General features: G+C 46.8%; 18 protein-coding genes. All 18 read right to left on the bottom strand.

Translation table 11 applies throughout. From position 1 onward, the window contains the following. Positions 1-22: 22 nt before the first annotated feature. The 18 genes from era to G7035_RS16945 all read right to left on the bottom strand — a co-directional run bounded on the left by era (position 23) and on the right by G7035_RS16945 (position 20,512). Positions 23-925, bottom strand: a complete 903-nt coding sequence (gene era, locus G7035_RS17030) for a GTPase Era (RefSeq protein ID WP_017428155.1) — start codon at positions 923-925, stop codon at positions 23-25. Positions 926-976: 51 nt separating this feature from the next. Continuing rightward, the gene (locus G7035_RS17025; RefSeq protein WP_016821585.1) at positions 977-1,351 is read right to left on the bottom strand and encodes a diacylglycerol kinase family protein; all 375 of its coding nucleotides are present in this window, start codon (positions 1,349-1,351) and stop codon (positions 977-979) included. Beyond that, complete coding sequence (ybeY, locus tag G7035_RS17020; protein WP_017428156.1) at positions 1,351-1,848, bottom strand: rRNA maturation RNase YbeY; 498 nt, start codon at positions 1,846-1,848, stop codon at positions 1,351-1,353. Before ybeY ends, G7035_RS17025 begins: the two co-directional genes overlap by 1 nt. Positions 1,849-1,903: 55 nt before the next feature. Next, a complete protein-coding gene (locus G7035_RS17015; protein ID WP_019688050.1) occupies positions 1,904-4,150 on the bottom strand; it encodes an HD family phosphohydrolase in 2,247 nt (748 codons plus the stop codon). Between the two features lie 95 nt (positions 4,151-4,245). Continuing rightward, positions 4,246-5,217: a PhoH family protein gene (locus G7035_RS17010; protein ID WP_016821588.1), complete on the bottom strand. Its 972-nt coding sequence runs from the start codon at positions 5,215-5,217 to the stop codon at positions 4,246-4,248. A gap of 6 nt (positions 5,218-5,223) precedes the next feature. Further along, entirely contained in the window at positions 5,224-6,417 is a 1,194-nt protein-coding gene (gene yqfD / locus G7035_RS17005) for a sporulation protein YqfD (protein ID WP_019688051.1), read from the bottom strand. Continuing rightward, on the bottom strand, positions 6,414-6,707 hold the full coding sequence (gene yqfC, locus G7035_RS17000) for a sporulation protein YqfC (RefSeq protein WP_016821590.1): 294 nt from the start codon (positions 6,705-6,707) through the stop codon (positions 6,414-6,416). Before yqfC ends, yqfD begins: the two co-directional genes overlap by 4 nt. Before the next feature lie 403 nt (positions 6,708-7,110). Continuing rightward, positions 7,111-8,520: a branched-chain amino acid transporter BcaP gene (gene bcaP / locus G7035_RS16995; protein WP_019688052.1), complete on the bottom strand. Its 1,410-nt coding sequence runs from the start codon at positions 8,518-8,520 to the stop codon at positions 7,111-7,113. 421 nt (positions 8,521-8,941) lie between these two features. Continuing rightward, positions 8,942-9,520 (bottom strand): hypothetical protein, encoded by a 579-nt coding sequence (locus tag G7035_RS16990; protein ID WP_019688053.1) that lies wholly within the window; start codon positions 9,518-9,520, stop codon positions 8,942-8,944. 43 nt (positions 9,521-9,563) lie between these two features. Next, a complete protein-coding gene (floA, locus tag G7035_RS16985; protein ID WP_016821594.1) occupies positions 9,564-10,565 on the bottom strand; it encodes a flotillin-like protein FloA in 1,002 nt (333 codons plus the stop codon). A 42-nt stretch (positions 10,566-10,607) separates the two neighbouring features. Further along, on the bottom strand, positions 10,608-11,975 hold the full coding sequence (locus G7035_RS16980; protein ID WP_019688054.1) for an NfeD family protein: 1,368 nt from the start codon (positions 11,973-11,975) through the stop codon (positions 10,608-10,610). 280 nt (positions 11,976-12,255) lie between these two features. Further along, a complete protein-coding gene (locus tag G7035_RS16975) occupies positions 12,256-12,699 on the bottom strand; it encodes a GatB/YqeY domain-containing protein (RefSeq protein ID WP_013372151.1) in 444 nt (147 codons plus the stop codon). A gap of 16 nt (positions 12,700-12,715) precedes the next feature. After that, complete coding sequence (rpsU, locus tag G7035_RS16970; RefSeq protein WP_005547957.1) at positions 12,716-12,889, bottom strand: 30S ribosomal protein S21; 174 nt, start codon at positions 12,887-12,889, stop codon at positions 12,716-12,718. Positions 12,890-13,059: 170 nt separating this feature from the next. After that, on the bottom strand, positions 13,060-13,419 hold the full coding sequence (locus G7035_RS16965; protein WP_013372152.1) for a histidine triad nucleotide-binding protein: 360 nt from the start codon (positions 13,417-13,419) through the stop codon (positions 13,060-13,062). Positions 13,420-13,581: 162 nt separating this feature from the next. Next, positions 13,582-14,925 (bottom strand): aminotransferase-like domain-containing protein, encoded by a 1,344-nt coding sequence (locus tag G7035_RS16960; protein ID WP_019688055.1) that lies wholly within the window; start codon positions 14,923-14,925, stop codon positions 13,582-13,584. 351 nt (positions 14,926-15,276) lie between these two features. After that, complete coding sequence (locus tag G7035_RS16955) at positions 15,277-15,681, bottom strand: hypothetical protein (RefSeq protein ID WP_019688056.1); 405 nt, start codon at positions 15,679-15,681, stop codon at positions 15,277-15,279. Between the two features lie 260 nt (positions 15,682-15,941). Then, on the bottom strand, positions 15,942-19,331 hold the full coding sequence (locus G7035_RS16950; RefSeq protein ID WP_019688057.1) for an AAA family ATPase: 3,390 nt from the start codon (positions 19,329-19,331) through the stop codon (positions 15,942-15,944). Beyond that, on the bottom strand, positions 19,328-20,512 hold the full coding sequence (locus G7035_RS16945; RefSeq protein WP_019688058.1) for an exonuclease SbcCD subunit D: 1,185 nt from the start codon (positions 20,510-20,512) through the stop codon (positions 19,328-19,330). Before G7035_RS16945 ends, G7035_RS16950 begins: the two co-directional genes overlap by 4 nt. Between the last annotated feature and the right edge of the window lie 9 nt (positions 20,513-20,521).

The raw sequence follows: 20,521 nt of genomic DNA, 5'->3' as shown, positions 1-20,521 counted from the left end.
TGGTAGATATCGATATCTGCTTTTAAGCGTCGCGATGGAAGCCCAGGTCACGAAGGACACGTTCCTGGTTACGCCAGTCTTTTTTGACTTTAACCCAAAGTTCCAAGAAAATTTTGGAGCCTAGCAAATTTTGGATATCCTGGCGAGCTTGTTTGCCCACCTCTTTGAGCATGGCTCCCTGTTTGCCGATAATGATCCCCTTCTGGGAATCACGCTCTACAAAAATAACCGCCATAATATGCACTACACCATTATCCTGTACTTTCATGTCTTCAATCATAACCGCAATAGAATGGGGTACTTCCTCACGTGTCATGTGCAAAATCTTTTCCCGAACCAGCTCGGCAATGACAAACTGCTCTGGATGGTCGGTAATTTGGTCATCAGGATAATATTGCGGACCTTCTGGCAAGTATTTTTGAATCTGGTCCAACAGAGTGTTAACATTATTGCCCATTTTGGCCGAAATCGGCACAATTTCCGCAAAGTCATACAACTTGCGATACTGCTCAATCAGGGGCAACAATGCCTCCGGCTCAATGCGGTCAATTTTATTCAACACCAATATAACTGGTGTTTTGACTTGTTTAAGCTGTTCCGCAATAAAACGGTCGCCTCCGCCCAAACCTTCAGCAGCGTCAATAAGAAAAAGTACCGCTTCTACCTCACCCAATGTATTAAAAGCGGTCTGATTCATATAATCGCCCAGTTTTGACTGCCGCTTGTGAATCCCCGGTGTATCCAAAAATACAATTTGTGTGTCCTCTGTGGTGTATACACCGTGAATTTTATTCCGTGTCGTTTGGGGTTTGTCTGACATGATGGCAATCTTCTGCCCAATGACATGGTTCATCAATGTTGATTTTCCGACATTGGGTCTGCCCACAATAGCAACAAAGCCGGATTTAAAGTGTTTCTTAGCCATTTTATTTCCTCCAGCGCGATTAAGCACCTAATTTTTATTTTGCTCTTTTCATTAAAGCAGCTGACTCATTAACGTCAACAAAGGTCTATAAAATACAAATATGCCAATAATTACAGCAAAAACCGCTGCCAGGAGCACGGCTCCGGCGGCGGTGTCTTTAGCCGCTTTGGCCAGCGGATGAATATCAGGTGAGATTAGATCCACCGCTGCTTCAACAGCGGTGTTGATCAGTTCGGCTACCATGACTATGGCAATGGCCATGCACACGAATAACCAGTCGAGCCGGGAGATGCGCAGAGTTAACCCTGCCACAATGACAAGGAGCGCCACGACCGCATGTATCCGCATATTTACTTGCGTACGCAGAGCGTATACCACGCCTTCTGCGGCATAGCGAAAGGTCATTCTCCAAGGCTGACGTCTCATTACCGTGTCAACCCCACTTGAGCCAGCACAGCTTCCTGCTTACCCATCATTTCCGCTTCACTTGCATCGTCCTGATGATCATAGCCTAACAGATGCAGAAAACCGTGAACAAACAAAAAACCGATTTCACGCTCAATTGAATGTCCATATTCTTCGCTTTGAGCTTGGGCTGTCTGTACAGAAATAATAATATCTCCTAGAACATCCGGTACATCGTTTAAAGGATTTTCTTCCGTCGGTTCGTAAATAATTTCAAGCTCTTCATCTAGTGTTTCCTTCATAGCAAAAGACAACACATCAGTAGGACGATCAATTCCGCGATAATCCCTGTTCAACTCATGTATTTGATCATCATTCACGAAAGTAAGGGCAACCTCACCGTCTATAACCCCTTCCGCTTTGCCAGCCTCCTCTAATAAGGTGTTCAGCATCGTAATCAACGATTCGTTAATTACCATATCGTTTTGTTCATTATTCCAAGCTAATTGAAGGCCCATGCCAACCGCTCCTTTTAATTCTAATGCTTTACCTGTGCTTCATGCACAAGTAATATTAAGCTTTTCCACTTTCGGGCTTAGGTCTTTCCTCTGGATATTCAATACGGGAATGAAAAATTCCCATTACTGTTTCCTTGAGCGTTTGGGCCACGATATCAAGCTCCCTCATGGTCAGTTCACAGTCGTTAAACTGGTGATCATCAAGACGGCTCTTAATAATTTTTTCAATCATGGATTCTACCTGCTCCACCGTAGGTTTTCGCAAGGATCGAACTGCTGCTTCCACACTATCAGCAATTCCTACTACAGCAGCCTCTTTCGACTGAGCCTTCGGTCCCGGATAACGGAAATCATCCTCTGTGAAGTCAGGCTCCACCCCCCGTTCTTCCGCCTCACGCAATGCCTTGTGGTAAAAATAGTGCAGAAATGTCGTTCCGTGGTGTTGTTCGGCTATATCACGAATCGGCTTGGGTAGCTTGTAATCCAATTGCATTTCCACACCATCACGGGCATGGGCTATAATGATGGATTTACTAAGCTTGGGCTCTATTGTATCATGCGGATTTTCCATCCCATTTTGATTTTCAATGAAGTACGAAGGCCTTTTGGTTTTACCAATGTCATGATAATACGAACCAACCCGGCACAACAACCCATTTGCTCCTATAGCCTCCGCTGCGGCCTCCGACAGATTACCTACCATTACACTATGATGATATGTTCCGGGAGTCTCGGTAAGTAGCTTGCGAAGCAATGGATGATTAGGATTTGACAATTCGACAAGCTTCAGTGCCGACAAGATGCCAAAGGTGGATTCAAAAAATGGCATTAGCCCTATAACAAGGATCGCTGTAACCAGACCACCTGCAAAAGCAAAGGCTACCCCATAGAGTGTCGTTGTTTGAGTCCAGTTCCCTTGGTCAATCAGCGCCAAAGAAAAAACAGCCAGAGCCCCGAACAGGCATACCATAATAGATCCCTTGAACAGCGTTGAACGCTGGCTGGCCCGGTGGGTAGAAAAAATCGACGCCAGACAGACCACAAGGGCAAAAAAACCAAAATTAAAATCAAAAATTTGTCCCTGACGAACATTCAAAATAACACTTGCCAATATACTGAATATAACGGCACATACGAATGCCAGCGACATATCAAGCAACAGCGTTACAAGCATAGCTCCAAGTGCGATAGGTGCCAGATAGCCGAGGTAGGATCGTTCACTAGTCTGCAGTATAGAAATTAACAGCATAGCTCCCACTGTAATCACAAAGATTAACACCAGCATGAGCAACTGTGCATTATTATACTTGAAGTTTCGTGTTCGTGATTGAAATTGACGAATATACATAAACAGACCCAATGCCAGCATCATAGACAGCATCAGCAAGCCAAATTGTGGCCAATAGTTGATCTTATCCTTGAGCAGCTCATTCTCATCAAGCAGTGTATAGATTTCCTGGGTAATAATCTCACCCTTTTTAACAAGTACTTCACCCTGTTTAATGTAAACTGTCGGTGTATCTTCACGAGCCTGTACTTTAGCGTCCTTCGTAGCTGTATCATCATAAAACTTGTTGGCTGTAATCACAAGCCTTGCAAGTTCCTGAACAACCTCCCGGGAGGTACGTTTAGTAAGAGAGCTTGTACTCACCCGTTCAGCTACCTTGGCTCGAGCCGTCTGGGCATCCGTAATTTGATCATTCATCAATCCTGTTACAATCTCACGGGCTACGGGCCGCATTTCGGCAATATCCTCAGATGTAAGTCGCGGAATTTTGATGTATGTCTCCTCTGGAATTCGGTACGTTTGCTCTTTCGTTTTTTCCAGCACCTCATCCAGCAATTTATCTGGGTAGGCAACTGCATTACGGCTGTTGTTCACAAAATTTTGCACGAATTCCCGTGCACGTTGAGGAATCTCATCCTTATAAATCGAAATCTTGTCTGCTCTGGAGACCTGATCATCCTGATTGAGCCGTTCAATTCGATCCAAAATACCGGTAATCAGGTTATCGTTGCGGATCGGTACAATGGTATACATGGGCTGCACGCGCTCAGCAGATTCCTCTTGGGCCTTCAAAGTCGCCTTACTGTTAGGAAGCTGCATTGGAGCGACAATTTCCTTTTCACTCGGTTGATTCACCCGGATGTCATAGCGTTCGGGAAGCAGCTTGGACGCAAAACCCACATAAAAAAGAACCACCAAAAATAAAAACAGAAGATAGCGTGTCGCCACGCTATACTTCCATCCATTCATTCTATGCTGGAACGTTTTTCCTTTAGATAATTCCTTCGAGGTCATCTAAAACAATCCCTCTCCATCATCTTTTTCAAGGCAGCTATGCTGCTCATTTTGTTCGTTTTCTGATCATACCCACTATACTCGTGCTCAAGGGCTTATGCTTGATTTTCAGCAACACGGTCATAAGCGACGATGATTTTTTGAACCAGGGAATGACGGACAACATCCTCTTCCGCAAACTGGACAAAGCCTATTTCCTCAATCCCTTTTAAAATCGCATTTGCTTCAATTAGACCGGATTTTTTGCCACGAGGTAAATCAATTTGTGTAACATCGCCGGTAATAACCATTTTGGAACCGAAGCCAAGTCGAGTCAAAAACATTTTCATTTGTTCTGGTGTGGTATTTTGGGCTTCATCCAAAATAATAAATGAGTCATCCAGCGTACGACCCCGCATATAAGCCAGTGGCGCAATTTCTATCAACCCGCGCTCCAACGCTTTTGCCGTCTGCTCAGGACCCATCACATCGTATAGGGCATCATACAACGGGCGTAAATACGGATCAACCTTTTCCTGTAAATCCCCGGGCAAAAAGCCCAAGTTCTCACCAGCTTCTACCGCAGGACGAGTCAGTACAATACGCTTGACTGAACCTTCCTTTAGAGCAGCTACGGCCAGCACTACAGCCAGATAGGTTTTACCAGTACCCGCTGGGCCAATCCCAAATACAATATCGCGTTTTTTAATCGTGGTTACATAGTGCTTCTGTCCAATCGTTTTGACACGAATCGGTTTGCCCCGAAACGTTGTCGTAATTTCTCCCTTGAACAAATCAAGCAACTGATCGGCGCGCAGATCTTTTGCCAGCTCAATCGCATAATGGACATCCCTTTCGGTCAGTATATACCCATTACGAATTAACTGGAGCAAAACATCGAACAATTGTTCGAGCACTTCCACTTCGTGAGCATCTCCAAAAACATTAATTTCCGCCTCACGAGATGCTATTTTTGCAGGAATAGCTGCTTCGATCAATTTTAAAAAGGAATCCTGCGGGCCGAATAACGCCTGACCTTCTCCCGCACTGTTCAATGCAATTTGTATGCTGCGTTGTTGTTCTGCCAAATAGCCTCATTCTCCTTGGTTATGAACTAACGGAAGTTCTTCCGCAATATCCTGTTCCACTTCAAAAAGTACTTTCATATAAACTTTACCATTCTCTCTCTTCTCATGCAAAATTTTTTGGCTCATTATTTTCGTTCCTTTGCCGTATTTAGCTAAAATATCCGCGCGTGCGCCTTCTATTCCTGACATTTTGGCTTCTGTTTCCGTTAACTTCTGCTCTTGTATCTTGGTCTCCCTCACACTTTCATTCATCCAACCCATCGGAAGTTTGTAAGAACGCCATGTTAGCGGATCATGTTCAACGGTTGTTTTATGTGTAGAATAAGGTATTTTCCCATATCCCCACAATTGTATCGCACGGTTGCCTAGCACCAGATACAAGCGATCGTGGCTATTCCCCGTATATGTGCTGCTGCGTCGTACCATGGGACTACTAATTTCATATTCATGCCACACAAGCCCCTTAATCTCTCCTTTGGCTACGACCTGTTGCTGATTCTCCTCATCTCCAAGCGTTCCTGAAATGAGAATAGCTCCTTTTTTGACCCGTGTATTTTTATGCACAACAGGACGTCCCTGCTCGGCAAAAATTTCAGTGACTACCGCGTCCGCCTTACTGATGAGATGACGTGGACTGTAGAGCGGCGGGGGAGTAGGCTGTGAAGCTTCAACGACCTGAATTGTCACCAAGGTTCCCTGCCTTTCCACACCGATCCAGGACGCCTCTGGAAGCTTCTGCATGAGTGCGCGCGAAAGCTTGTCCTGGCTGGAAAGGCGAAAACTCCATTGAAACGGATAAAGCCCCTCCTGTCGGGCTGCTTTGAGAACAGCTTCCGTTGGGAGCTTGTCATTCCCCTTCACTTGAATGTCCCAGATGAGCGATGACATCAGCAGGAGTCCTATCCAGAACAAGGCCAGTCCTGCGAGAAAAAATTTACGTTTGGCGAGTCGTACAGCAGTAAAGGGAAGTCCTTGACGTTTGAGAACATGCATTTTGCAGCCTGTCCTTCTCAAAAGCGGACGCAACAGGAAGACGTGCGGCAGCAGAAGGTTCATTTCTGCAAGTCTAGTACCCATCGGCCGCACGTTCCAAACAGGTATATGGTGATCAGTGAGTAAATTAATGAAAGCTTCCACACTTTCGCCCTCGACAGCTAGGGTAACCGTGCCACGCAGCTTTGCTAAAGCGGGATGTTTCACGAGCCTTCCTCCGTTCCTTCCAATTGAATATCCGTAATATGTCCCTCTACACTTACCTGGTCTGGCAGGATAGACGTAATGATTAGATCATGGCCTGACACTCTTAGCCTGCCTTGCGCAAGTGCAAGTACGAGCTGGTCTGGTGTAAAATCCACCACACCCCGGTGATTTTCTACATAAAGCTGGCGGCTGCCGATGAGGGTTAACCGCGGCAGATCAAATAGAATATCCTGCGGAAGCTCCAACGTCTCGCTGGCCCACTTTCGCAGTTTGCGGCTCATCCGGCTCATACGGCGAAATCTCCTTTCCTGTCATCAGAACAACTGTTATCCAACGGCTAATAGTTGTTCTGATGGCAGCTATGCTGCTTTTTTTATAATCTTCTGTTATTACCATTAGCACTCCATCGTTGTTACGACAGCAGCTATGCTGCTTTTTTAATCGCTTGTTATTACTATTCGGTTTATCCTATGTCTCGATCATCACTGGACGCTGTTACACCAGCGTCACAGATATCTGTACTGTACATTTTATGATCCAGTCATCGCATTTATGAGGCTAAACTTACAATTCGTAGCAACTGCAATATTAAAGAGAAAAAAGACCATGCTCTATAAAAATTCACATAAAAAAAGACAACCTCGTTTTCATATCAAAACAAGGCTGTCTTTTTAGTTTCACAGTATGAAATGGTTAGTTTTCGGAATCCTGATTCAAAAGAGAGTTTTTTCGGGAGTATAAAAAGTAAATAACCATACCAATAACAAGCCAAATGATAAAACGAATAAACGTTTGACCATTCAGATTAAGAATAAGCACCCCACATGAAATGATAGCCAGAATAGGAATAAATGGAACCCCAGGACATCGGAAGGCTCTTGGCAAATCAGGTTGTGTTTTTCTCATCACTATGACAGCGACTGAAATCAGAATAAATGCTGATAAGGTTCCAATGTTCACCAAGCTTGCTAACTCATCCAGCGGGATCAACCCACCCATTAATGCAGATAAAGTACCAAAAAACAACGTGTTAATATAGGGTGTTTTATATTTGGAATGAACCTTTGACAATACTTTAGGCACTAAGCCATCACGTGACATCGCAAACATAATACGGGTTTGACCATATAACATTACCAGCATGACCGTTGTCATCCCCAAGATGGCTCCGATATCCACAATACCCGCCACCCAATTCTGACCGGCAACCTGCAAAACTAATGACACCGGATGGGAGATACCTTCAAATTGCATAAACGGCACAATACCTGTCATAATCGCGCTAACGATCACATACAAAAGCGTACAAATAGCAAGCGAGAAAATAATGCCACGTGGTAAATCACGAGCTGGATTTTTGGTTTCTTCAGCAGCTGATGAAACAGCATCAAAGCCAATGAAAGCAAAAAACACAAGGGCTGCGGCTCCAAACACCCCACTGAACCCAAACGGCATAAATGGTGTCCAGTTGTCTGGCTTCACATATTTAATAGCAACAATAATAAACAATAAAACGACAACAATTTTTACAATAACCATGATGTTGTTAATTCGTTTGGATTCTTTTATTCCAAAATAAAGCAAGAATGTGATAGCCATCAAAATTAAAAAAGCTGGAAGGTTAAAATAAGTAGTTTGGTCTTTTAAAGCTCCTGGCGCAGCAGTGAATTCAACTGGGATATAAAGACCAATTCCTTTCAAAAAGGATACAAAATAACCCGACCAACCTGCTGAAACAGCGCTGGCAGCCAACATATATTCCAAAATTAAATCCCATCCGATAATAAAAGCCAATAACTCTCCCATCGTAGCATATGTAAAAGTGTAAACAGAACCGGATACTGGAACGGTGGAAGCAAACTCAGCATAAGCCAATGCTGCGAACAAACAAGCGAGCCCCGCAATCACAAAAGACATTACCAAACCCGGACCAGCCGTAACTGCTCCCGTACCTGTCAAAACAAAAATTCCCGTTCCGATAATGGCTCCAATCCCAAGCATTGTTAAATCAAACGCACCCAATTCCCTTTTAAGTGCTTTTTCCCCACGTGTAGCAGCGATCAGTTGATCAATGTTCTTCTTTCTGAACAAGCTATTCCCCATCCATCCCATCCTCCTAAACATAAATTTTTACTTTTTGTATAACCCTGTGACATCACCTCGATATAAATCAAATTTTAGCTAAATATGGGGTAAATTTTCATAAGTTCTATCGTTGAGAACATTATATATAAAAAAGAAAAAATGAAAACGACTTTTGGAAGGCTTCGTTCATATTGTTACATTTGATCATTTTTCACATAAGTATTTTCACAAATGAGATTCTAAATTAGACAAAATGCCGTCTTTTAGATGACAGCAAATGTGAGAAGAATGTAGCATATATGATATCATCACATTCGTTGTTAGGTAATTTGAGCATTTGTCGTTAGGTCTTTTTTTATTCCAGCAAGTTTATGTATTGCTAAAAACATCGCAAAAAAAAGATCCGCCACAGCCAAAGCCGTGACGGATCACTATCATTTTAACGTCTTCCTCCACCCATGTAACGCTTGGAACGCGGAGGGCCTAATATCTCTGCCCAAATTACACCTCTGCGTAGGTCAGCTGCATTCACGGTACCCCGCTCTTGAGAAGTTTGCTCTAGCCCATCTGTAATTTCCTCCGAATCACTCGCATTGGATATACGATCGAGTCGGGCTAAAACCATCCTTCGCTCTTCTTCCATAATACGAATCCGATCCTCTAGAGTCGTACCGTTATCTAATGAATCTTGGTCCATCTGTTCTTCCTTTTTCAGCCCGTCTCCCACTTCTTCTATACGACGAGCTTCCATCACCGCCCGTCGCTCATTAGGAAATTGACGTTGCAGCTCTCCAGTAACATCTTGCTGACGTCTCTCTATCTCAGGTTCCGTTGTGAAAGGTCTGGACGACGTCGAGGACCCGCGCGAACCATGATCACCACCAAAGGTAGGCATACCTTGCCGCGGGGAAGATTTCCGATCTCCACCTTGAATGCTTTTCCCCAAAAAGGACACCAGTGCAAAGCCAATCACGATCAAGATATACAAATGGTCAAAGATCCAGCTGATAAAATTCATTACTCACCGCCTAACTGCTATAGTTCATCGGCCCGTCCGTTAGTTAATCCCGGTTCTTGTTATCATTCCCCGAGTTCTCATTCGGTTTGCCTAAGGAACTACGCATTTGCGTATCTGCCTCAATATTTTTTAAATTCATATAGTCCATGACGCCAAGTTTACCGCTACGCAGCGCTTCAGCCATTGCCAGAGGCACTTCGGATTCAGATTCCACCACGCGCGCTCTCATTTCTACAACACGTGCCTTCATTTCCTGTTCTTGCGCTACAGCCATCGCACGCCGTTCTTCGGCTTTTGCCTGCGCAATACGTTTGTCTGCTTCCGCCTGCTCTGTTTGCAGGAAGGCACCGATATTTTTACCTACATCAACATCTGCAATATCAATCGACAGAATCTCAAATGCTGTCCCTGCATCCAAACCTTTGGACAATACGGTTCTCGAAATGGAATCTGGATTTTCCAGCACGTCTTTATGCGAGTTACTGGAACCAACCGTTGTTACGATACCTTCACCAACCCGAGCAATAATCGTTTCTTCTCCTGCACCGCCGACGAGTCGATCAATGTTGGCACGCACCGTAACACGAGCTTTAACCTTCACTTCGATACCATCCTTGGCGACTGCAGCAACAATAGGCGTCTCAATAACACGCGGATTAACGCTCATTTGGACCGCCTGCAGAACATCACGTCCCGCAAGATCAATCGCAGCCGCACGTTCAAATTCAAGCGGAATGTTAGCGCGCTGCGCGGCAATCAACGCATTGATCACTCGGTCTACATTCCCCCCTGCGAGAAAATGACTTTCCAGCTGATTGATATTCAAGCCCAGACCAGCTTTGGTAGCCTTAATGAGGGGATTGACAATTCGGCTTGGCGTGACGCGCCGCAACCGCATAGCTACTAGCGTAATGATACCGATCCGCACACCCGAAGCCAACGCCGAAATCCACAGCATCACCGGGAAGAAACTAAAAAACACACTCAATACAATAATCACTACTACGGCAATCAGCAAAATACTGACAATACCCGATTCGAACACTCGCATCATCCTCCATTAATCTAATTCTTCGTTGTTAGCTTGCTAGACGCTCGCGTCTGCCTTGACTACAATTCGCCCGCCTTCTACTTTGGATACGATAATCGGCATATCCGGGGCGATAAACTCCCCATTCGTTACGACATCCACTCGCTCGTCAGCGATTAGCACCGTTCCAGCTGGACGTAATGGGGTCAGACTGACACCCCTCTGACCTAATAACGTTTCCCGATTCACAACCGAAGAAAACCCTTGGTCAGCCGTTAAACGTTCCTGAAGTATAAAACGGTTCCATATCCCTCGGTCCTTAAAGACAACCGCGATGATCGCCACCACAGCAACAGCCGCTGCAAAAGCAATCCCCAAAGATATAAACGCATGCTGCATGTTGTATGCAGCACGGACTACACCCGCGACAAGGCTGATGGAACCCAAAATACCCAGAATACCAAAGCTTGGAATAAACATTTCAAGTATAAGCAGTGCCAGACCGATAATGAACAACAGCCACGTCTCCGAACCTGCAAAGCCAGCGATATAATTACCAAAGAAATACAAACCAAATCCAAGTACACCTAAAACTCCCGGTACACCAAAGCCAGGTACAAGCAGTTCAATAACTACACCCGCGATACCAACAAATAAAAGCAATGTCTGCACGATCGGGTTGGTCAATATCTCGGCTGCTTTTTCAGCCCATGTGCGCTCCACATGGATTACATCATCTGTACTGTAGCCCATCCACTGGATAACTTCTTGTTCCGAAGACGCGATGTGATCCGCGTACCCCAATTTCAGCGCTTCCTCACTGGTTAAAGAAATGATCTGGCCATTTTCCTTATTAAAGTTCAGCTCCGGGATAGATACAGTCGATTTGGAGTCGACCATGCCTCTAGCAATATCGGGATTGCGCCCGCCAGCTTCTGCGGCAGATGCCATGCTGCTCTTCCACCAAGCTATCGTTTTTGGGTCTGTAATAGCATTCCCTCTGCCGTCTACTAACGCTGCTGCTCCAATAATACTCCCCGGTTTCATAGCAATCTTGTTAGCACTCAACGCAATATAGCTACCCGCTGAGGCCGCTTCGCCCTTTATATAGGCTACGGTCGGAATGGGACTGTCTTTAATCAGTTTGCCCAGCTTCTCCGCTGTATCTACCCGTCCGCCGGGAGTGTTAATATCCAGTAAAATCAGACCTGCTTTGGAATCAACCGCTTCTGCAAATCCACGCTCCATAAATTTGCCCAGACCCTGTTCAATTTCCTGATCAACTGGTATAACAAACACAGCTCCACCCTTTGTTTGAGCCGCCGCTGATCCAGAATGAACTAAGGGTAACAACAGAACGGATATCATAATCCACAACGTTAAAAAGACCAATTTGCGGCTGGAGTGGTGATGCTCTCTATGCATTTCTTTCCCCCCTTTCGATCTTTCCTTGTTACAGCATACCAAACTTTGTTAGACAAACTAAACAGTTTTCAGGATTTAATGTGAAATTATTGGGTATATTGCTAATCCTGACGCCTGTCAAATACTTTACGTCCCTAATGAACATCACGTTTCACACAATTACGGGAAGCGCTTTCGTGGAGGCGTTTTCCACCATTCTCTTTTATGGCAGGCATCACACATATAGAAATAACACCCTCTGTAAACAGAGGGTGTTGTGTTTTCCTGTTTGTCGCAGGGTTTATTGCAGAAATTGCTGAACCGCCTGGTTCACGAGCTTACCGTCAGCACGACCTTTTACCTTAGGCATTAAGGCCGTCATTACTTTCCCCATCTCGGCTTTCGAAGAAGCACCGGTTTCCTGGATGGTCTGCTGTACAATAACTTTAATTTCTTCTTCAGAAAGTTGTTCAGGAAGGTACTGAGCGATGATCTCTATTTCTGCTTTAGTGCTTGTCGCAAGTTCATCACGACCGGCTTTTTCAAACTCATGGAGGGCATCTTTTCGCTGTTTGATCTCACGACTCAGAATATCAAGCACTTCGTTGTCGTCCAAATTCCGTTTCAAATCTATTTCAAGATTTTTAATCGTAGAACGAACCATTCGAATGGTGGAGAGTTTGAACTTGTCCTTACTCTTCATTGCTTGCTTCATATCTTCGTTCAATCGTTCGCTCAAATTCATGATTACTTAGATCCTCCTAGAACTTTCTCTTACGAGCAGCCTCGGACTTTTTCTTGCGCTTTACGCTTGGCTTTTCATAATGCTTGCGTTTCTTCACCTCAGCCAATACGCCATCCTTAGCAATGGAGCGTTTAAAGCGACGAAGTGCAGCATCAATTGTCTCGTTTTTGCGAACTTTAGTTTCAGACACCAGTTTTCCCTCCCTCCGACCAGACCGTCCAAGAGCAATAACACGGTTCATCAAATTTTATTATAGGTGAAACGGAAACCAGGTGTCAACCTATAAGAAAAAATGAGTACATAGAAGGAACTTTTTTTCCCGTCACTTCCGCATTACTGAAAAGACTAGCTCTGTCATTTTTAAGAATGCGAGTCCGAAATACCTGTCAGGGCACCTAATTTGGCGCCGCCCAGCAAGTGATAATGAAGATGGCCTACCGCTTGTCCACTATCCGGTCCACAGTTGTTAATTAACCGATAACCTGACTCAGCGATTCCCAACTTTTTCGCAACCTCAACCGCAACACGATGAATCTCCGCGATAAGAGGAAGATCCTCCTCCGTTACAGCATTCATTGAAGGAATGTATTTTTTTGGAATAATGAGCACGTGTACTGGCGCCGCAGGCTGGATGTCATGAAATGCGAGCACATTGTCGGTTTCCAACACCTTTTTGCTGGGGATGCTTCCATCCACAATTTTCAAAAACAGATCGTCCATTCAAAACCCTCCTTTGGCAGTGAGCCGATCATAAGCAATTAAACATCAGCAGTCCTTGCTCTCGGCATTCAAAGTTATGTATTTTCCACACCAAACAGAAACATAACCAATCATGATTGGTTATGCCTTTGTTTCTATATGTATCATAACGGAAAATGGGGCTTAATACCAGTTTCCCTTACTAACTTCCTCTATTATAGATTTAACTCCTTTATCAATTAGATCCGGCTGTGCACGCGAAATACTTATACGCAAAAATTTTTCTTGTTCCCTGTAGCTTGATAAATAAAAGCCTTTGCCAGCTACAACTTGGATGCTTCTTGCGTTAAGATTGTGTACCAAACGTTCCAAATTCACCGTCCTCGGCAGCTTAAACTGCGTATAAACACCTGAGGTTGCAGCTGGAGTTTGAATGTACCCGGACTGATTGTATCGTTCCACCGCCTTGTTCAGAATACGAATACGCTCCGAATATAGTTTGGATATCGTGTGTTTATGCCGTTCATACATTCCATTTTTAATATAGATATCAAGTGCTGCCTGAGACAAAATGGATGTGTCAACATATCTTTTATAGGTACTGAACGTCTTTAATAAGTTTTCTGGCAGTACCGCAACCCCTAATCGCAAGCCAGGGAAAATGATTTTTGAGAAGCTTTTCAAGTAAATAGTGTGCTCTGTCTGATCGTATGCATAAATGGGATCAACAAGATGATCAACTCCCAAATCAGCCATATAGTCATCTTCTACGATGTACACATCATATTTGGCAGCCAAGGCAGCTATCGTTTTTCGTTCTTCCGTGTTATATGAGATACCAAGAGGATTATGATGCCTTGACATGGTATAAAAAAATTTGATGTTACCCTGCTTAAATTGGTTCTCCAACTCATAAAAATCCAGACCTTCCGCTGTCCGCGCAATCGCATTGACGGGTATGCTCTCTTCCTCCAAAAAACGCAAATAAATATCGTAGCTGGGCTGCTCGACCAAAATCTTTTCTTTGCCATTGGGAAACGGCATTTTCGCGAGTATTTCTAATGCTTGTTGAACACCTGAAGTAACGATAATCCGATCTGTTTTTGCAAACACCTGAGTATCAGCCAAATGAGAGACGAGCGTATGCCGCAATGTTTCCAATCCTTGCGAATCCCCATATGTGAACAGATGATATTTGTAAGTGTCAATAGCCTGATTTAGACAATGCTGAAAATCTAGATATGGAAATACATTCAAATCTGGGGATGCTGAAGCAAAATCAACGTAGTCGGAAATATGGCTATGGTGTACGTCACTGGGGTTTTCCACTACATAGTATCCGCTTTGCGGTATGGAATAAATGGCATGCTTCCTTTCAAGTTCAGCATAGGCTCGCAGAATTGTGCTTTTGCTGCACTTGTATAGCTCCGAAGCATCACGGACCGATGGTAGCTTGTAACCAGATCTATATTGTCCTTCGCGAATTTTAAGCTCTATATCTAATAAAACCGAAACATATTTTTTCACGATATCCTCCTGCCTGTTCAGTACATCCTCTTTATATGCTTATTTCTTCTTATGTTTCTGTACATGCTTGATGTTAACATGGTTTTTAGATAAACAGGATACCTCTTTTCACTAAACTGTACCCATACAGTTTCCATTCATAAATCATTGTAACCTCGCTAAAGGCTGTAAGCGTTATAGCTCATTAACATATTGAGACGGTAGATGTGAAAAAGAGGCTGTTTCTTCATGCTGGAAGAAACAGCCTTACTTAGTGATGATGTATGGATACGCCTATATAGCCACTTGTACTGTACAAGGGCTGTAGGCGGGAGAGAGTAGAACGATGGTCAGGCAACGAAGAAGATCAGATTAGTAGTAAGGCAGTAAACTAATCGCTGTCAACGCAGCAAGTGGCAGAATCAAACGATTAAAGCGGCGACGGCCGTATGGGAATCCATACGCATAGGCGGGTACTGGGACCGGGTAAGGGTACGGATAAGGGTACGGAGGATAAGATGCATAGCCACCATAAGCACGGGAGCCGCATCCACAATTGTTGGGCGGATAGGGGAGATTAACATTCTCCATTTCTTCTCCACCCATAGGAACGGCTAAGTATATCTTTTCATCATCCACATGCTCTACAATTCCGTCATACATTGTCCCGTCCTTTACCCATACGCATACATAACGATGCATATGCTGTTGACATAGTGTTTTAGCATCCATCTGATGCGATGCTGTAACATTTTCGGTTATCATGCTTTTTTCCATGGTTGTTTCCTCCTAGACTCTTGCATGTATACCGTATGTTATTCAAAAACGGGCTATGTGCTACATCAAATTGGGCGAATTCCGGCTACAAAAAAAAGAAGCACCCCGGGAGCTCTTGGCAGAGCCCCTCTGAACGGACGTATGACGGGAAGACTTCTTCCGCAGCATACGTCCGCCGGGGTGCTGTATGATTAACTTGTCGGCTTAGCTGTATTATAACAACAGTTTGAAACTGTATCTGTGATCCGTATCACATTGTTTCAAAATGTTTCCATAACTACACGAGAGCCTCCACCAGCCTGCTCTGCGGGAAGAACAACCAGCTTGCGTGGGAGCCGGGCCCGCAATTCAGGCACATGGCTAATCACACCAACAGATAATTGATCGTGATGCAGCTTTTCTAGCGAGGTAATTACTGTGTCAAGCAGTTCGGGGTCCAACGTTCCAAATCCTTCATCCAGAAAGAAAAATTGTAGAGGGTATTGGCCCCGCAATTGAATTTGAGCCGACAGCGCAAGCGCAAGCGACAAAGAGGTCAGGAACGTTTCGCCGCCGGACAAGGTCGATACCGGACGTTTGACCCCACCGTTGGCATCATCACTAATGACAAAACCACCGCTGGAATCTACTTCTAGCGCATAACGCTGCTTAGTCAGAAAACGCAGGCGGCGTGAAGCGGATTGGCTGACCTGCATGAGCTGCTCTTCGGCAATATATTCAACGAAGGCATTGCCTCGAAAAACAGACTGGAGCTTGGACATTTTTTCCGCCTCGCTACGCAGATGTAAACGATTGGACTCCAGCTCCATCCAGCGGACGTGCCGACGCTGCAAGTCCTCTAAATCACGTTCGGCCTTGGCGCGATTCTGAAGCGCCTCTTCGTCGCGTGCACGGCAATCACGCAGCCTCGCAGTGGTCGTTTCCCACTGTTCCTCTGTTATTGTTGCTCCATTCAACTGCTCTTCGACATGTTTTAAGCGGGAAGACAGCTCCTTCTCCCGTTCTCGGTGCAAATTCACTTCACGCTCATAGCGTGTGGCTTCTTCCGGTCCCAAGCAGCATTCCAAGACCTCTGCTTCCGTAGCAAAAGAGGAAGCTTCCAGACGGATGCCCCAACGGGATGATGCTGTCTGCCGTCTTTCTTCTGCCGAGTCGGAGGCCTGCCGCGCTATCAGTGAAGCATGAACAGCCTGCTGCTTGCGTTCTTCCGCTTCGGTACGGCGGCGTGCAGCGGCTTCGGCTCCGTTTTTCAGTCCCAACAAGCGTGAGGTCGCTTCTTCCAGCAATGAGGCTGCTTGGCCTTCTCCAACCCACTTTCGGAGCTGTTCTTGCTTTTCACGCAGCAAATCATCTTTACTTTGCAGCCCTGTACGACGGGCAATAATGATTTTGTCCTCCTCGATGATGCTTTGCTGTATCTGCTGTACACGCGCTGCCTTTTCTTCGAGGAAGGTCACGCTCGTCTCCAGGCGGGATCGCAGCTCCTCCGCACGCCGGTCGCGCTCCTGCATGGCGCGATAACGCTCCGCAGCTTGGTCGGGGCCGACATCCGGCAGCTGCGCTGCCCATTCGGCGCGCAGCCCCTCGCTGCGCGTGGTACATGCCTCGCGCTTGCTCCGCGCCTGCGCCAGGGCTGCAACCGCCGCTTCCTGCTCGGCGGCTGCACGGATACGCCGCTGCTGTCCGGCGGCGTCCGCCTCACGCAGTGCCTGTGCCTCGGCAGGCAGCGTATGCGCACGCGCTGCCAGCTCAGCCGCTGTACGCTCCAGCGCTGCACAGCGCTCCGCCCATACGGCGACACCACGAGGCACAGCAGCCGCAGGCGTAAAAGGCTCGCCCGTGGCGGCAGCGCCGCTGTCTGCGGCGGCGGGCTGCGTCAGCAGGCTGCGCTGCTCGTGCAACTGCTGGCGCAGTGTGAGACGCAGCTCCTGTAAGCCGAGCCGCAGGCGGTGCAGCTCATCCGGCGCAGCGGAATCCGCGCCATGGGCCGCAACAGCGGCAGGCGCGGGGTGATGCAGAGAGCCACACACTGCGCATGGCTCTCCTTCGCGCAGCTCGGCAGCGAGGTGCTGTGCGAGACGCGCTAGCTCCTCGGCACGGAGCTCGTGACGCAGCTGCTCCTCCTCGGTAACCAGTGCCGACACATCGGCTGTAATTTCCGCATCCAGCGCCAGCAACGCCTCAATGCCTTCAGCCACCTGTGCAGCAAGGACAGAACGCCGTGCCTCCGTCTCCTGTGTCTCCTGCTCCATTAGCTTTAGACGTTCGTCTGCTAGTGTAAGCCGTTTCTCCTGAGCTAAATACTCCTGTTCAGCTTCACGCCATTGCTCATGCGCTGTCTCCAGCTGTTGTAGCCGCTGCACAGCCTCTTGCAGCATACGCCGCTCATCTGCCCGCACTTCATTTTGCTTCAACTCCTGCTGAAGCTCCTGCTGCCGCTTTAAACCTCGTGTCTGTAACTCTTGTTCCTTTGCGAGACCTGCGGCATGCTCTGCAAGGGTTTGTTCGCTATGCGCCAGTTCGGCCGCCAAACGTTCTTGTTCGGTCCGCAGCACCTCCGTATCACGTTCCAGTTGAAGCGCCTGCTCCAATTGGTCAATCCGAAGCAATAGCTTCGGTTCTTCAGCACTGAGTGCTTGCCGCGCCTGCTCATCTGCTTGCACAGATACAAGCGCCGCCTTCGCTGCGGAGGTAGCCAGGACTGCCATTTGTTCAGCATTCTTTTGCCGTTTTTCTGCTTCGGCAACGGCTTCCTTCCAATCTGTCAGTGCAGGCAACAACGCCTCCGCTGCAGATGCTTGTCGCAGCTTGCGCTCCAGCAAAGCAATGCCTGGTTCCTGTCTTGCCATATCCTCCAACTCATTCACTCTTTGGCTAAGCTCGATGACCAGTTCCCGTGTTTTGTTCAGCACCTCCGCTTCCCGTGAAACACGCTCTAGCTCGCGGCGCGAGGCCTCTGCATGGTCCATCGCTTCTTGGAGGCGCAGCTTTACAAGCTCAAGCGCTTCAGCACTCGCATCCCCCAGCCCTTGCTGCTCCGCTTCCAACGACTTCAAGGCGATGTCGTTATCCTTCACACGACGGCTCAGCTTCTGAGCAAGTTGATCTCCGTACTTCTCCAGATGGAACAAACGCTGAAGCATCTGTCTACGTTCACTGCCCTTTAAGGATAAAAATTCCGCAAACTTCCCCTGCGGTAATACGACAGCGCGCGTAAAATCGTCCATTTTCAGGCCGATGTACTCCTCCACACAGCGCGTCACATCCTGTACTTTGTCAGCAAGTACTTCCTCGCCGTCTTCTGTATATGCAATAAAACGGCTAAGCGTATTATTAACCGATACGCCTCCTGCACGTTTGAAACGTCGTTCTACACGGTAACGGCGAGGTCCTTGAGCTGACATTAATTCAAATGTAAATGCTACAGACAGCGTATCCTCGGCATGATTCATGATGCCTTGTGTACCATTCACCGCCCGCTCCACTTTACCGTACATGGCCAACGTAATAGCATCCAGCAATGTTGATTTACCACTACCCGTTGGACCAAAAATTCCGAACAGCCCCGTTTCGGTCAAATCGTCAAAGCGAATTTCCTGGGACTCCCGGTAGCTTTGCAATCCCGCCAGTTTCAGAAGGATCGGCTTCATACCTCATCCTCCTCAGCGTGGTCTCTTGCATCATCCTGTTCTACCAATTCTAGAAACAACTGTACTAATCCTTCATCCGGCTGTGCTCCGCCCGTCTGTCGTTGGTAAAACGCCCGGAACAGCTCATGAACCGGCAGTTCTGAACGTTGCTGTTCCAACTGTGCCGCAGCCATTTCTGGGTACACGGGGCGAATATGAATGATGCCTTCACGGCTTTTGCGCAACCGTTGAATATCTCCCATTGACATCGCTTCATCCAGCGTAATTTCCAGGTCAATAAAGGCATCAGCATCCAATCCTTCATCCAGCCAGCGATATACTTCCTCCAGACCTCCCCGTGCTCGCCACCTCACTAATGGGCGTCCACTGGTAATATACAGTTCCTCAACCTGTGCTGGCTTGCCGGCAATCACGTCAATTAACGTAACTGATTTGGCTTGTCCAGCTTCGGAAAAGCTATAAGCCAGCGGAGAACCACTATAACGCATCAGTCCATCGCCCTTCACATATTGGGGACGATGCAAATGCCCTAGAGCCGTATACTGCGCTCCAATGCTCAAAGCAGACGGATCTACGGTATAGGCTCCCCCGACCTGAATCGGACGTTCCGAATCCGACTCCAGCCCGCCAAGCACATATATATGGCTCATCGACAAATTAACAGTATCGGGCCGAAACGCTGTACCCAGCTGTGACATCAGCATCCCTACACGACGGCTATATGCCTCGCGTAATATGGTTTCATCCCCGTCTTCAGACAATAGCTCATTCAGACGAGACTCAGACGGATATGGCAAGGCCGCAATACATGCCATTTCGCCCGTTCGCGGTGTATGGACACGCACTGCTTCCCCGTGAGGCAGTCCCAGCAATGTAATTCCACGCCCGCTCACCAGCGGGGTGACCGAGGATACTCTTTCCGGCTGATCATGATTGCCGGCAATGACGACTAGCGGTCTTCCTCCAGCCGTAAGACGAGCAGATGCTTCATAAAACAATTGCTCTGCGGCGGCCGAAGGATTGACTGAGTCGTACACATCCCCAGCCATCATAATCAAATCAGCCTGCTGGTCGTCAGCCATTTTCACCAATTCTTCCAAAAACGCCTCCTGCTCCTTCAGACGGCTTCGACCTTCCAATGTGCGACCCAAATGCCAATCACCTGTATGCAAAATCCGCATGCTATTCCC

The sequence above is a fragment of the Paenibacillus polymyxa genome (genome assembly GCF_015710975.1).
Taxonomy (GTDB): domain Bacteria; phylum Bacillota; class Bacilli; order Paenibacillales; family Paenibacillaceae; genus Paenibacillus; species Paenibacillus polymyxa.
The sequence above is the reverse complement of the archived record's forward strand: the minus strand, read 5'-3'. Positions and strand labels throughout refer to the sequence as shown.

Coding starts and splice junctions, on each gene's coding strand:
- era (WP_017428155.1), bottom strand. CDS start 925: ATGGCTAAGAAACACTTTAAATCCGGCTTTGTTGCTATTGTGGGCAGA.
- G7035_RS17025 (WP_016821585.1), bottom strand. CDS start 1,351: ATGAGACGTCAGCCTTGGAGAATGACCTTTCGCTATGCCGCAGAAGGC.
- ybeY (WP_017428156.1), bottom strand. CDS start 1,848: ATGGGCCTTCAATTAGCTTGGAATAATGAACAAAACGATATGGTAATT.
- G7035_RS17015 (WP_019688050.1), bottom strand. CDS start 4,150: ATGACCTCGAAGGAATTATCTAAAGGAAAAACGTTCCAGCATAGAATG.
- yqfC (WP_016821590.1), bottom strand. CDS start 6,707: ATGAGCCGGATGAGCCGCAAACTGCGAAAGTGGGCCAGCGAGACGTTG.
- bcaP (WP_019688052.1), bottom strand. CDS start 8,520: ATGGGGAATAGCTTGTTCAGAAAGAAGAACATTGATCAACTGATCGCT.
- G7035_RS16990 (WP_019688053.1), bottom strand. CDS start 9,520: ATGAATTTTATCAGCTGGATCTTTGACCATTTGTATATCTTGATCGTG.
- G7035_RS16980 (WP_019688054.1), bottom strand. CDS start 11,975: ATGCATAGAGAGCATCACCACTCCAGCCGCAAATTGGTCTTTTTAACG.
- G7035_RS16975 (WP_013372151.1), bottom strand. CDS start 12,699: ATGAATTTGAGCGAACGATTGAACGAAGATATGAAGCAAGCAATGAAG.
- G7035_RS16965 (WP_013372152.1), bottom strand. CDS start 13,419: ATGGACGATCTGTTTTTGAAAATTGTGGATGGAAGCATCCCCAGCAAA.
- G7035_RS16955 (WP_019688056.1), bottom strand. CDS start 15,681: ATGGAAAAAAGCATGATAACCGAAAATGTTACAGCATCGCATCAGATG.
- G7035_RS16950 (WP_019688057.1), bottom strand. CDS start 19,331: ATGAAGCCGATCCTTCTGAAACTGGCGGGATTGCAAAGCTACCGGGAG.
- G7035_RS16945 (WP_019688058.1), bottom strand. CDS start 20,512: ATGCGGATTTTGCATACAGGTGATTGGCATTTGGGTCGCACATTGGAA.